Below are 13,318 nucleotides of genomic sequence, written 5' to 3' on the forward strand. Positions count from 1 at the left end.
GGTGCCGGCTTACTTGATCCATCCTGTCGCAAGCGCGTTCGCCAGCTCCGGCTGCCCATTGCGGCGGGCGAGCGCTGCCATCGCCTCGTGATCATAGGCGACATGGCGGAACGTCACCTGCCAGACACCGTTCACCAGTTCGAAGATCGCATAACGCGCGTGCGGCGCGCCGGCTTCGACGACATGCGGATACGGATGCTTGTCGCGAAAGCCGGGACTACCGACGCTGCCGGGATTGACGATCAGCCGGCCGTCGCGCAGGCGCACGGCGCGGGCGAGATGGGTGTGGGCGCAGAGGATCAGGGATTGCGTGACGCCATGCGCGAATTGCTCGATCCGGTCCAGCGGCGACAGCACCACCGCGCCGTCGGGATGCACGGTGTCGAGCCAATAGATTTCATCATTTCCCGGCGTCGCATGGCAGAGTAGGACCTGGTCGCGGAACACGCGTGTCATCGGCTGCGCGCGCAGCCAGTCGAGCTGCGCGGCGTCGAGCGCTTCGTAGGCGGGACGATCCCACGAGCCCATCTTCTCCGGCGGGCGATCGAGCAGATACCGGTCGTGATTGCCGAGCACGTGCACGGCCTCGAGCGGCATCAGGATCTCGATAGTGCGGCGCGCATCGAGCGGGCCGCTCAGCATGTCGCCGAGATTGACGATGTCGGTGATGCCCTGCGCGCGAATGTCGGCAAGCACGGCCTCCAGCGCGAGATAGTTTCCGTGCACATCGGCAATCGCGGCAAAACGCATTGGCATTTCCTTTGTCCCGGATGGCGCGAAGGGGGCTACGCAACCTCTATGCAGGCGGCGTGCCGTTGATGGCGAGCACGTGGCCGGCGAGGTACAGCGAACCGGTGATCAGGATCCGCGGCGGCACTTCATAGGCGAGCCTGGACAAGGCGCGTAGCGCAGCTTCGATTCCCGCTGCGGGCTCGACGCGCATGCCGAGGCTGCGCGCGGCGTCCGCAAGGCGGTCGGCCGGCATCGCGTTCTCGGTATCGGGGATCGGCACCGCGATGATGTGACGGGTGAGGCCGGCGAAATTGGCGAGGAAGCCTGGCGCATCCTTGTTGGCCATCATGCCGGCGATGACGACCAGCGGTCGCGACACCCGCTCCTCGAGATCACCGAGCGCGGCGGCTGCAACACGGCCGCCTTCGGCATTGTGGCCGCCATCGAGCCAGATCTCGGAGCCCTGCGGCCCCCAGGACAGCAGCTCGCCTGAGGTAATGCGCTGCATCCGCGCCGGCCATTCGGCACCGACGATGCCGGCCTCGAACGCCGCGTGGCTCACCTTGAAGGCCGGAAGCGCGCGCAGCGTCGCAATCGCAAGGCCGGCATTGGCGAATTGGTGACGGCCGAACAGACGCGGCGCCGGCAGATCCATCAGCCCGCGCTCGTCGGAGTAGACAAGACGGCCACGCTCGACATTGACGTGCCAGCTCTCGTTCGCGGCAAGCAGCGGCGCGCGCATGCGCTTGGCCTGCGCCTCGATCACCGCCATGGCGTCCGGCGCCTGCTCCGCGGAGATCACGGGCACGCCGCGCTTGATGATCGCCGCCTTCTCGCCCGCGATCGATGTCAGCGTCGACCCCAGGAAATCCATGTGGTCCATGCTGACCGGCGTGATCACGCAGGCCGCCGGCGCGTCGATCACGTTGGTGGAATCGAGCCGGCCGCCGAGGCCGACTTCGAGCAGCACCACATCGGCCGGGTTCTGCGCGAACAAGACGAAGGCCGCGGCGGTCTTCAACTCGAACACCGTCGCCGGTTCGCCGGCATTGACGCGCTCGACCTCTTCCAGAGCGGCGCGCAGCGCGTCGTCACCGACCAGCACGCCGCCGCCGACGCAGCCGAGCCGGAAGCACTCGTTGATGCGGACGAGATAGGGCGAGGTGTAAGCGTGGACGCGCAAGCCTGCTGCCTCCAGCGTTGCGCGCAGATAAGCGAGCGTCGAGCCCTTGCCGTTGGTGCCGGCGATGTGGATCACCGGCGGCAGCCTGCGTTCGGGGTGGCCGAGCCGCTCGAGCAGTCGGTGCATCCGTTCCAACCCGAGATCGATGCGTTTCTGATGCAGGGCCGACAGCCGCCCGATCAGCTCGCCGAGCGGCGTCTTGGTGCTGTCGGAGGGCGCGTTCACGCGTGGGGCGCAGCCGGCGCCGTCTCAGCGGCCGATACGATCTGCGCCGGGCTCGTGACGGCCTGCGTCGGCTTCGATGCGCCGTCCTGCGCCGACGCCTTCGTCAGCAGGCGGCACAGCCGCGCCAGGGTCGGGCGCAGCTCGTGGCGATGCACGACCATGTCGACCATGCCGTGCTCCTTGAGGTACTCGGCGCGCTGGAAGCCTTCCGGGAGCTTTTCACGAATGGTCTGCTCGATCACGCGCGCGCCGGCAAAGCCGATCAGCGCGCCCGGTTCGGCGATATGCACGTCGCCCAGCATCGCGTAGGATGCGGTAACGCCGCCGGTGGTCGGGTTGGTCAGCACGACGATGTAGGGCAACTTCGCCTCGCGCAGCATCTGCACCGCGACGGTCGTGCGCGGCATCTGCATCAGCGACAGGATGCCTTCCTGCATGCGCGCACCGCCCGATGCGGCGAACACGATGAACGGCGAATTCTTCTCGACCGCAAGCTCCATGCCGCGCACGATCGCCTCGCCCGCGGCCATGCCGAGCGAACCGCCCATGAAGTCGAAATCCTGCACGGCGACGACGACGGCGGAGCCTTCGAGCTTGCCATAGCCGACCTTGATCGCGTCGTTCAGATTGGTTCGAGCGCGCGCGTCCTTGACGCGATCGACATATTTCTTCTCGTCACGGAACTTGAGCGGGTCGGGCGTGACCTCGGGCAGCGCGACGTCGAACCAGGTCTGGTTGTCGAAGATCGACTTCAAGCGCGCCACCGCGCCCATGCGCATGTGGTAATTCGAGCCGGGGATGACGAACTGGTTGGCCTCGACGTCCTTGTAGAACACGAGCTGTCCGGAATCCGGGCACTTGATCCACAGATTCTCCGGCGTCTCCCGCCGCAGCATGTTGCGGATCTTCGGCCGGACCACATTGGTAAGCCAGTTCATGGTTTGCTCCGATGTGCGATGCCGCCCCGCGGATCGCCTGAAGGATATATGGCGGCCGGACCTCTGCCCGGCAAGCCGTCGTATCGCCCGCGCCAGAGCATGATCCGACAAGATCATGCTGAAACTAAGCGCTAAAGCGGAACTAGGGCCTATTCCGCCGCCTGCTGCGCGCCTTTGACGCCCTGGGCCAGGGCCGCCGTCAGCTCCGCCACGGCGTTAACGGTCGTGCCGGTCGCCCGCCCCTCGGCATCGAGGCTGTTCTTGAGCGCATCGACCAGCGCCGTGCCGACCACCGCGCCATTGGCATGGGAGGCAATCGCGCGCGCCGTCTCCGGCGTGCGAATGCCGAAGCCGACGCAGACCGGCAGCTTGGTGTGCCGCTTGATGCGGGCCACCGCCTCGCTCACGGCGGTGGAGTCAGCGGCGGCCGCGCCGGTGATGCCGGTGATCGAGACGTAGTAGACGAAGCCCGACGTGTTGGCGAGCACCGCCGGCAGACGCTTGTCGTCGGTCGTCGGCGTCGCCAGGCGGATGAAGTTGAGGCCCGCCTTCATCGCGGGCAGGCACAGCTCCTCGTCCTCCTCCGGCGGCAGATCGACGATGATCAGTCCGTCAACGCCCGCGCTCTTCGCATCAATGAGGAACTTGTCGACGCCGTAGATGTAGATCGGGTTGTAGTAGCCCATCAGCACGATTGGTGTGGCGTTGTCGTCCTTGCGGAACCCGCGCACCAGCTCCAGCGTCTTCTTCAAGGTCATGCCGGCCTTGAGCGCACGCAGGCCCGCAGCCTGGATCGACGGGCCATCGGCCATCGGATCGGTGAAGGGCATGCCGATCTCGATCACGTCGGCGCCCGATTTCGGCAGCGCCTTGATGATCTCGAGCGAGGTGGCGGGATCGGGATCGCCGGCCATCAGGAAGGTCACGAAGGCCGAGCGGCCTTGCTTCGCAAGCTCGGCAAAACGGGTATCGATACGCGTGGTCACTTGCTCTTGCCCCTCAGGATGTCGCCGACTTGCGGGACGTCCTTGTCGCCGCGGCCGGAGAGGTTGACGACCATGAGGTGATCCCGAGGCCGCTTCGGCGCGAGCTCCATCACCTTGGCGATGGCATGCGCGGGCTCGAGCGCGGGGATGATGCCTTCTAGCTTCGAGAGCAGCTGGAACGCGGCGAGCGCTTCCTCATCGGTCGCGGAGAGATAATTGACGCGGCCGACCTCGTGCAGCCAGGAATGCTCGGGACCGATGCCAGGATAGTCGAGGCCGGCCGAGATCGAATGCGCGTCCTGGATCTGGCCGTCGGCATCCATCAGGAGATAAGTGCGGTTGCCGTGCAGAACGCCGGGACGGCCGCCCGCGATCGAGGCCGCATGCAGCTGCGTCAGACCATGGCCGGCGGCTTCGACGCCAAAAATCTCGACGGAGGGATCGTCGAGAAACGGATGGAACAGGCCCATCGCATTGGAGCCGCCGCCGATACAGGCGACCAGCGAATCCGGCAGGCGGCCTTCGATCTCCTGCATCTGTGCCTTGGTCTCGTTGCCGATGATTGACTGGAAGTCGCGCACCAAGGTCGGATAGGGATGCGGGCCCGCCACCGTGCCGATGCAATAGAAGGTGTTGTGCACGTTGGTGACCCAGTCGCGCAGCGCCTCGTTCATGGCGTCTTTGAGCGTGCGCGTGCCCGATTGCACCGGCATCACCTTGGCGCCCAGCATCTCCATGCGAATGACGTTGGGCTGCTGCCGCTCGACGTCGACGGCGCCCATATAGACCACGCATTCGAGCCCGAAGCGCGCGCACAGCGTCGCGGTGGCAACGCCATGCTGTCCCGCACCGGTCTCGGCGATGATGCGCTTCTTGCCCATGCGCCGCGCCAGCATGATCTGGCCGAGCACGTTGTTCACCTTGTGCGAGCCGGTGTGGTTGAGCTCTTCGCGCTTGAGATAGATTTTTGCGCCGCCGAGATGCTCCGTCAGGCGCTCCGCGAAATAGAGCGGCGACGGCCGGCCGACATAATTCTTGAGATAGCCGTTCATCTCGGCCTGGAACGCCGGATCGGCCTTGGCCGCGGTGTAGGCCTTCTCGAGATCGAGGATCAGCGGCATCAGGGTTTCGGCGACGAAGCGTCCGCCGAAAATGCCGAAATGGCCGCGCTCGTCGGGGCCGCTGCGGTAGGAGTTTGGTTTGGCGATGTTCATCGGACGCTCAACTCTTGGCTCAACTCTTGGCTTGCGCGCGCGGCGCGGATGAAGGCCTTGATCATGTCCGGGTCCTTGACGCCGGGAGCGCTCTCGACACCGGAGGACACGTCGACGCCGCCGGCGCGGGTGAGGCGAAGGGCCTCAGCGAGGTTGCCGGCGTGCAGCCCGCCCGAGACCATGTAGGGCAATTCGAGATCGAGGTTTTCCAGGAGGTGCCAGTCGAAAGCGGCCCCGAGGCCGCCGGGGCGCGTCGCATCCTTCGGCGCGCGCGCATCGAACAGGATGCGGTCGGCGACTGCGGCATAGCCGGGCAGCACGGCGAGATCGGCTGCGGTTGCGACCGGGACCGCCTTCATCACCGGGCGGCCGAAACGCTGCTTGATGTCGCGCAGCCGCGCGACGCTTTCCTGGCCGTGGAGCTGGAAGATGTCCGGCGCGAGCGCATCCATGATGTTGTCGAGCGTCGCATCGTCGGCGTCGACGGTGAGCGCCACCTTGAGCGCGCGCCCCTTCACCTGACGGCCGAGGTCGCGGCCGACCTCCAGGGACAGATGCCGCGGCGACGGCGGGAAGAACACGAACCCCACCATGTCGGCGCCGGCGTCGAGCGCGACGTCGAGCGTCTCGCGCGTGGACAGGCCGCAGATTTTGACGAGCAGGGACATGGTCTCAAAGCAAAAGGAGGTCGCGGGTCCGCGGCCGGAAAATCGGGTTTTCGGTTGCGGCCGCTTCTACAACGTCGCGCGCTGCTTGTCTCGCCCGATAGGCCCGTAAAGCCCCACCCCGGAGGGAACGGGAAGGCGCTGGGGCTCGGGCCTTGCCGCGGCTGCCTGGGCCCGCAGGTCGGCCAGCTCGCTCCTGGCGGCCCGGGCCTCCGCCTCATGCCGCCGCGCAGCCCGCCGCCAGTGCCGCTGGCCGAACCAGACCGCGCAGCCGCCCGCGAAGACCCCGATGGCGGCCACCAGGATCAGCAGCAGGAACAGCGGCAAGGTGACCGAGAGCGATGAGTCGTCCGAAATGAAGGGATCGAACGAGACCGTGACGAAATGCCGGTTGGCGACGGCAAAAGCCACCAGGATCAGGCCCAGCGGAATCACGATCAGCGCGGTCAGGAACTTTCGCATCGCGATCGCTCGTCTTGAATCAAGCTTGCTGCCGCTTCATACGGCCGTTCGGTTAACGACAGCGGCTACTTTAATCGGGCGCGCCGGGGTCCGGATGGTCGCGGTTCAACCGCTCGCGCATTTCCTTGCCGGTCTTGAAGAACGGAACGCTCTTCTGGTCGACGGGCACATGGGCGCCAGTGCGCGGATTGCGTCCGGCGCGTGCAGGGCGATGCTTGACCGAGAAGGCACCGAAGCCGCGCAGCTCGACGCGATCACCGCGTGCGAGGGCCGCTACGATCTCTTCGAGAATCGCATTCACAATGTTCTCGACATCCCGCTGGTACAGATGCGGGTTGTGCTCGGCGATACGCTGAACAAGTTCGGATTTGATCATCGAGAGATAGGACCCGGGAGCGTGCGGATGACCATTTCCGTGAAAATACCGTGATCTGTCAAGACGCTAAATCAAGGTTGAGCGTCGTGAAAATGCGTGACAAATGCCGAAAAAGCGTGCTGCCCCGATGCGCGTCAAACGGGAAAACCCTGGGACGTTCGCCCAGCCGCCTCAATTTGAGGTGGCCGGTTGCCAGAGGGCCAGCATTCCGTCCATTCCGAACCGGTCGACCGCCTGCGCAACGCCGGTTTGGCCGATTTGGTGTGCAATCGAGCCCAAACCGAGCGCTTCCAGCGTGACGGCTGCGGCCGTCTTGAGGAACGGCAGATCGCCAAAGCGCGGCTGAAGCTTGTAATCGCGTACCGGCAGGCCCTTCTTGACGCTCTTGTGCTCGACCAGCCAGCTCACCGCCGTCTTCTCGTCGCCGATCTGGTCGACCAGCTTAAGATCGATCGCCTGGCGTCCGGTGAAGACGCGGCCGTCGGCCACTTTCTCGAGCTGCGTGTCATCCATGCCACGCCGATCCTTCACCAATCCCCTGAACCAGGCGTAGGAATCCTTCACCAACGCGTCGAGCGCGGCCCGCGCTTCGGGACTGGTCGGCTCGAAGCCGTTGGGCGCGGCCTTCAGCGGCGACGACTTCACCTCCTCGACCTTGACGCCGATCGTCTTCAGGAGCTCGGAGACGTTGGGATATTGGAACAGCACGCCGATCGACCCGACCAGCGAGCTCTGCTGGGCGATGATGTGATCGCTCGCGATCGCGGTGATGTAGCCGCCGGAGGCCGCGAGGCCCTCGACCACCACGACGAGCGGCTTCTTTGCCTTCAGCCGGACGAGTGAATCGTACAGCTGCTCGGAGCCGGCGGTGGTGCCGCCCGGCGAGTTGATGTGAACGATGACGGCCGCGGCCTGCGAATTCTCGAGCCGCTCCAGCGCCTGCGTGCGATCGGAATCGCTGCGGATCAATCCCTCGATCTGGACCCGCGCGATCGAGCCGGCGGAGACGAAGCTGCCGCGCGCGCCGGGTGTCGCAATCAGCGCAAAGCTTGCGATCGCCGCGATGGCGATCAGCGCGGCCATGACGCGCCAGAACGTCAGCTTGCGACGGATCCGCCTGCGATCGACGATGATGTCCGAATCGAGCGACATCGGAATATCTCCAAATGAAAGGTCAGGCGCGTTGTGCCGTCACGGCGTGACCAACGGCTTATCTGGATACATCAATTGCGGCGCAATTTGAAGAAATGAAGGCTTTGAGTGCATAGCCCGAACGCTGCCACATCCTCGCTGTCGTCCCGGACAAGCGCAGCGAAGCGGAGCGCCGATCCGGGACGACAGTGGAATTTGAAACAGCAACAAAAAAACCCCGGCTCGCGCCGGGGCTTCGTTGTCAGCAAAAGCTGCGTTTCGCTTACTTGCTGTCGCGGTTCTTGAGCGCGGTGCCCAGGATGTCGCCGAGCGTCGCACCCGAATCGGAGGAGCCGTACTGCGCAATGGCCTCCTTCTCTTCGGCGACTTCGAGCGCCTTGATCGACACCTGGACCTTGCGGGCCTTCTTGTCGAACTGGATCACGCGGGCATCGACCTTCTCGCCGACGGCGAAGCGTTCGGCACGCTGGTCGTTGCGGTCACGCGCGAGCTCGGAGCGTTTGATGAAGGTCGAGAAGTCGGTACCGGCGATCTTCACCTCGATACCGCTTTCCTTCACTTCGAGCACTTCGCAGGTCACGACCGCGCCCTTCTTGACATCGCCCGGCTCGGCGAAGGGGTCGCCTTCGAGCTGCTTGATGCCGAGCGAGATGCGCTCCTTCTCGACGTCCACATCGAGCACCACGGCCTTCACCATGTCGCCCTTCTTGTAGTTGTCGATCACCTGCTCGCCCGGAAGCTTCCAGTCGAGGTCGGAGAGATGGACCATGCCGTCGACGTCGCCCTCGAGGCCCAGGAACAGACCGAACTCGGTCTTGTTCTTGACCTCGCCCTCGACCACCGAACCGGTCGGGTGACCTTCGACGAAGACCTCCCACGGGTTGCGCATGGTCTGCTTGAGGCCGAGCGAAATGCGGCGCTTGACGGAATCGACTTCCAGCACCTGCACTTCGACTTCCTGCGAGGTCGAAACGATCTTGCCGGGGTGCATGTTCTTCTTGGTCCACGACATCTCGGAGACGTGGATCAGGCCTTCGATGCCCGGCTCGAGCTCGACGAACGCACCGTAGTCGGTGATGTTGGTGACGCGGCCGGTGAAGCGGGCACCCAGCGGGTACTTGGCTTCGATGCCCTGCCACGGATCATCCAGCAGCTGCTTCATGCCCAGCGAGATGCGGTGCGTCTCGTGGTTGATCTTGATGATCTTGACCTTCACGGTCTGGCCGATCGAGAGCACCTCGGTCGGATGGTTGACGCGGCGCCACGCGATATCGGTGACGTGCAGCAGGCCGTCGATGCCGCCGAGGTCAACGAACGCACCGTAATCGGTGATGTTCTTGACCACGCCGTCGATGACCTGACCCTCTTCGAGGTTCTGCACCAGCTCCTGGCGCTGCTCGGCGCGGGTCTCTTCGAGAACCGTGCGGCGCGACACCACGATGTTGCCGCGGCGGCGGTCCATCTTGAGGATCTGGAACGGCTGCGAGTTGTTCATCAGCGGCGCAACGTCGCGGATCGGACGGATGTCAACCTGCGAGCGCGGCAGGAAGGCCACGGCACCGTCGAGGTCGACGGTGAAGCCGCCCTTGACCTGGTTGAAGATGACGCCGTTGACCTTCTCGTTGTTCTGGAACGCCTTCTCGAGCTTGCCCCAGCTCTCCTCGCGGCGCGCCTTGTCGCGCGACAGCACGGCCTCGCCGAGAGCGTTCTCGATGCGATCGAGGAACACTTCCACCTCGTCGCCGACCTTGAGGTCGGACTCACGGCCGGGGCCGGAAAATTCACGCAGGGCAACGCGGCCCTCGGTCTTCAGGCCGACGTCGATGACGGCCATGTCCTTTTCAATTGCAACCACCTTGCCCTTGACGACGGAGCTTTCCTGCAGGTTGCCACCTGCGAAGGACTCGTCGAGCATCGCGGCGAAATCGTCGCGCGAGGGGCTATAGGTATCAGCAGAAGTCGAAGCCATTTGTTCTCCAGTTGCGGATGTCGTGCCGGCCGTTGGGTTCATGGGCGCATCGGACGCGCAGTGTCGGAAGGTCCGCAAAAACCTTCGAGCGACCGCTCGTTGCCCCGGCTGGTGCCGAAACAGCGGAAGCGGGCCGGCTGAGGCCCGCGCGTTCGATACGTGAAAATCTTGTGTCCGGAGCCTGGATCGCGCCGGTCCCGAAACGAGGGCCTGACGTATCGACCTCAAAGAGCGGGAGCGGGCACTTCCTCCAATGACGGCTGCGGCTTAACCCCGCGACCGGCCCGCTCGGACGGCCTCGATAATGTCGATGGCGGCCCGGACGCCGCCTTCTATATCCAGTTGGGAGTTATCTAGCAAGTAAGCATCCGGGGCTGGTTTTAAAGGCGCAATCGGCCGGTTCTGGTCGCGCTCGTCGCGCTGGAGGATGTCGGCCAGCACGGCCGCCTCGTCCGCCTCCTCGCCCCTCGCTCTGGCCTCCATGGTGCGGCGCCGGGCGCGGACCTTGGGGTCGGCGACGACGAAGATCTTCACGTCGGCATGGGGGCAGATCACGGTTCCAATGTCCCGGCCATCCAGCACCGCACCTGGCGGATCGGCGGCGAATTGCCGTTGGAAATTGACCAGAACCTCGCGAACCCGAGGGATTGCCGAGACGATCGAGGCGCCCTCGCCGGCCTTCTGGGTCTTCAGCGCGGGATTGCCGAACTTTTCGGGATCGAGCTCCAGCGCGGCCTGCACCGCGGCCGCCTCGTCCCGGAGATCATGACCTGATTGCATCAGGGCATAGGCCACCGCGCGGTAGATCACGCCGGTATCGAGATGACGATAGCCGTAATGGTGGGCGAGACGCTTGCCGAGCGTCCCCTTCCCCGAGGCGGCGGGCCCGTCGATGGCGATGATCATGAAAACTCGGCCCCTAACGAACGCATCATCGGAATGAAATCCGGAAAGCTGGTGGCGATGAAGGCGGTATCGTCGACCGTCACGGGCTGGTCGGAAGCGCAGCCCATGACCAATGCGGACATCGCGATCCGATGGTCCATATGGGTGGCGACCGTGCCGCCGCCGGGAACGTGACCGCGGCCCTCGACGCTCAGATCGTCGCCGGAGATCTCGACCTTCACGCCGTTGACCCGCAGCATGGCCGCGGTGGCCTCCAGCCGGTCGGATTCCTTGACGCGCAGCTCGTGCAGGCCGCGCATGATGGTGGTGCCCTCGGCAAAGGAGGCAGCTACCGCCAGCACCAGATATTCGTCGATCATCGAGGGCGCCCGCTCCGGCGGCACCTCGACGCCGCGCAGTTTCGAGGCGCGCACGCGCAATTGCGCCATGGGCTCGCCGGCGTCCCCGCGGACTTCGCTTTCCTCGATCGAGGCGCCCATCTCGCGCAACGTGGTGAACAGGCCGGTACGAAGCGGATTGGTCATGACATCCGACAGGACGACGTCGGAGCCCTCCACGATCAGCGCCGCGACCAGCGGGAAGGCCGCCGAGGAGGGATCGGCCGGCACCACCACGGTGGCGCCATGAAGCTCCGGCTGGCCTTTGAGCGTGATACGGCGGCCATGCACGCCCTCCCGCGTCGAGGCAATGTCGGCCCCGAAATGCTTCAGCATCAATTCGGTATGGTCACGACTGGCTTCGGTCTCGATGACGGTCGTGGTGCCGGGCGCGGCGAGTCCCGCCAGCAGCACTGCCGACTTGATCTGGGCCGAGGCGACCGGGGTCGTGTAGGTGATCGGAAGCGGATCGCGCGCGCCCTGAAGGGTCAGCGGCAGACGCCCGCCCTCACCGCCGGAGATGACCTTCGCACCCATCTTCTCAAGCGGATCGAGGATCCGGCGCATGGGACGGCTGCGCAGGGAGGCATCGCCGTCAAACACCGCCGCGATCGGGCAGCCGGCGACGGCGCCCATGACCAGCCGGCAGCCGGTGCCGGAGTTGCCGAAATCCAGCGGCGCCTTGGGCGCGGCAAAGCCCGCGACGCCCACCCCATGCACCTTCCAGGCGAAATCGCCGATCCGCTCGACCCCGGCGCCCAGCGCCTGCATGGATTTGGCGGTGTTGAGGACGTCCTCGCCCTCCAGCAGGCCCGAAATCCTGGTTTCGCCGACCGCCAGCGCGCCCAGGATGAGCGCGCGGTGGGAGATCGACTTGTCCCCGGGCACCCGTACTTTCCCGGTCAGGGGCCCGCTGGCGCGAGACTGGAGCGGTCTCGGTTGATCGGAATGGGTCAAGATTGTGTCCTTGGATAGGCCCGGTGGGCTGGGGGGGCAGGTACCACATGGTCCGCGCCCCGTCACGGGCATGTCGTTCTCCCGTAATGCGCTATTGACAGCGGGCCGCCAACTAGCCAAGTGAAGCACCGCTTTTCAGACATTCCCAGGATTCCTGCCGTGGCCAAGTCCGAACTCGGAACCAAACGTATTTGCCCGACCACGGGCAAGAAATTCTATGACCTCAACAAGAATCCGGTGATCTCGCCCTACACCGGCGAGGTGGTGCCGATCGCCCCGATCGCGCCTGCGCGTGCGTCCCGCGGCGCTGAGGCCCGCAACATGGCCCAGGACACCGCGCCGGAGCCGGCGGAGGCTGAAGAATTGGTCTCGCTCGAGGAGGCCGATGCCGAGGAGAACACCGGCAAGGTCAAGGCCGTGGTGCCCGAGTCGGAGGACGACATCGAGGTCGACGAGACCCTCGACGACGATGATGACGACGATTCGACCTTCATTGCCGACGAAGAAGAGGGCGATGAGGACGTGACCGACATCATTGGTGATGTCGGAGGTGATGAAGAGACTTGAGATCAGTCCTGATCTGTGAAAAAGGGTGCACCGCGCGAGTCGGCTAGGCTCGCCGGTCGGGGTGATCCACCAGATTCACCCCGCAAGGACTAAGGGGCCATAGCTCAGCTGGGAGAGCGCTTGCATGGCATGCAAGAGGTCGGCGGTTCGATCCCGCCTGGCTCCACCAGCCTTCGCTCGCTTCGCGAGCTTCGGCTGGGCAAGCCCGGGAAGTCCCTCGTAGCGAAGTGAGCGAAGGCTGTCCCGCCATAGCCCGAAGGGCGACGGCGGACTGAGGCCGACATCCACATCGTCGCAGCAACGGTGGAAGCGACACCCTAAACGTGTTTCGAAGCTGCTATCCTACTCGCCGGGGAGGAAGCAGAATGAAATACGTCTATATCCTCGAAAGTCTCGATTCTCGGCACTTCTACGTCGGTATTACGGACGACTTGCGAGCCCGTTTGGTGAAGCACAACGCCGGCGAGGTACCGCACACTTCGAAATATGGGCCATGGCGAATTCGGACCTATTTCGCCTTTGATGACAACGCGCGCGCTGTCGCGTTCGAGCGATACCTGAAATCAGGTTCGGGGCGCGCTTTCGCGAAGAAGCACTTCTGATCGCATA

Annotated in this window: 14 protein-coding genes and 1 tRNA gene; 3 read left to right on the plus strand and 12 right to left on the minus strand. The window is 65.0% G+C overall.

Annotated elements, in window-relative coordinates; all coding sequences use genetic code 11:
- Window positions 1–9 precede the first annotated feature (9 nt).
- The 12 genes from P6U31_RS00405 to aroA form a co-directional block, all read right to left on the minus strand.
- A complete protein-coding gene (locus tag P6U31_RS00405) occupies window positions 10–750 on the minus strand; it encodes a metallophosphoesterase family protein (RefSeq protein ID WP_407186351.1) in 741 nt (246 codons plus the stop codon).
- Window positions 751–796: 46 nt separating this feature from the next.
- Window positions 797–2,140, minus strand: a complete 1,344-nt coding sequence (locus P6U31_RS00410) for a bifunctional folylpolyglutamate synthase/dihydrofolate synthase (protein WP_407186352.1) — start codon at window positions 2,138–2,140, stop codon at window positions 797–799.
- The gene (gene accD / locus P6U31_RS00415; RefSeq protein ID WP_407186353.1) at window positions 2,137–3,078 is read right to left on the minus strand and encodes an acetyl-CoA carboxylase, carboxyltransferase subunit beta; all 942 of its coding nucleotides are present in this window, start codon (window positions 3,076–3,078) and stop codon (window positions 2,137–2,139) included. Before accD ends, P6U31_RS00410 begins: the two co-directional genes overlap by 4 nt.
- A gap of 149 nt (window positions 3,079–3,227) precedes the next feature.
- Window positions 3,228–4,064, minus strand: coding sequence for a tryptophan synthase subunit alpha (gene trpA, locus P6U31_RS00420; RefSeq protein ID WP_407186354.1), 837 nt, complete (start codon window positions 4,062–4,064; stop codon window positions 3,228–3,230).
- A complete protein-coding gene (gene trpB / locus P6U31_RS00425; RefSeq protein WP_407186355.1) occupies window positions 4,061–5,278 on the minus strand; it encodes a tryptophan synthase subunit beta in 1,218 nt (405 codons plus the stop codon). Before trpB ends, trpA begins: the two co-directional genes overlap by 4 nt.
- Window positions 5,275–5,946, minus strand: a complete 672-nt coding sequence (locus P6U31_RS00430) for a phosphoribosylanthranilate isomerase (protein ID WP_407186356.1) — start codon at window positions 5,944–5,946, stop codon at window positions 5,275–5,277. Before P6U31_RS00430 ends, trpB begins: the two co-directional genes overlap by 4 nt.
- A gap of 66 nt (window positions 5,947–6,012) precedes the next feature.
- Window positions 6,013–6,405 (minus strand): lipopolysaccharide assembly protein LapA domain-containing protein, encoded by a 393-nt coding sequence (locus P6U31_RS00435; protein WP_407186357.1) that lies wholly within the window; start codon window positions 6,403–6,405, stop codon window positions 6,013–6,015.
- A 70-nt stretch (window positions 6,406–6,475) separates the two neighbouring features.
- The gene (locus tag P6U31_RS00440) at window positions 6,476–6,781 is read right to left on the minus strand and encodes an integration host factor subunit beta (RefSeq protein ID WP_007598410.1); all 306 of its coding nucleotides are present in this window, start codon (window positions 6,779–6,781) and stop codon (window positions 6,476–6,478) included.
- 171 nt (window positions 6,782–6,952) lie between these two features.
- Window positions 6,953–7,933, minus strand: coding sequence for a signal peptide peptidase SppA (gene sppA, locus P6U31_RS00445; RefSeq protein ID WP_407186358.1), 981 nt, complete (start codon window positions 7,931–7,933; stop codon window positions 6,953–6,955).
- Between the two features lie 262 nt (window positions 7,934–8,195).
- A complete protein-coding gene (rpsA, locus tag P6U31_RS00450; protein ID WP_164938046.1) occupies window positions 8,196–9,902 on the minus strand; it encodes a 30S ribosomal protein S1 in 1,707 nt (568 codons plus the stop codon).
- Window positions 9,903–10,169: 267 nt separating this feature from the next.
- Window positions 10,170–10,808, minus strand: coding sequence for a (d)CMP kinase (gene cmk, locus P6U31_RS00455; RefSeq protein WP_407186359.1), 639 nt, complete (start codon window positions 10,806–10,808; stop codon window positions 10,170–10,172).
- Window positions 10,805–12,142, minus strand: coding sequence for a 3-phosphoshikimate 1-carboxyvinyltransferase (gene aroA / locus P6U31_RS00460; RefSeq protein ID WP_407186360.1), 1,338 nt, complete (start codon window positions 12,140–12,142; stop codon window positions 10,805–10,807). Before aroA ends, cmk begins: the two co-directional genes overlap by 4 nt.
- A 159-nt stretch (window positions 12,143–12,301) precedes the next feature.
- Here aroA and P6U31_RS00465 point away from each other — a divergent pair, with 159 nt between their 5' ends.
- From P6U31_RS00465 to P6U31_RS00475, 3 genes are all read left to right on the plus strand, one after another.
- Complete coding sequence (locus P6U31_RS00465) at window positions 12,302–12,709, plus strand: TIGR02300 family protein (RefSeq protein ID WP_407186361.1); 408 nt, start codon at window positions 12,302–12,304, stop codon at window positions 12,707–12,709.
- Window positions 12,710–12,802: 93 nt separating this feature from the next.
- Window positions 12,803–12,878, plus strand: a tRNA-Ala gene (locus tag P6U31_RS00470).
- A 196-nt stretch (window positions 12,879–13,074) separates the two neighbouring features.
- Window positions 13,075–13,311 (plus strand): GIY-YIG nuclease family protein, encoded by a 237-nt coding sequence (locus P6U31_RS00475; RefSeq protein ID WP_407186362.1) that lies wholly within the window; start codon window positions 13,075–13,077, stop codon window positions 13,309–13,311.
- Window positions 13,312–13,318: the final 7 nt, after the last annotated feature.

This window comes from Bradyrhizobium centrosematis (assembly GCF_045571495.1).
GTDB classification, from domain to species: domain Bacteria; phylum Pseudomonadota; class Alphaproteobacteria; order Rhizobiales; family Xanthobacteraceae; genus Bradyrhizobium; species Bradyrhizobium centrosematis.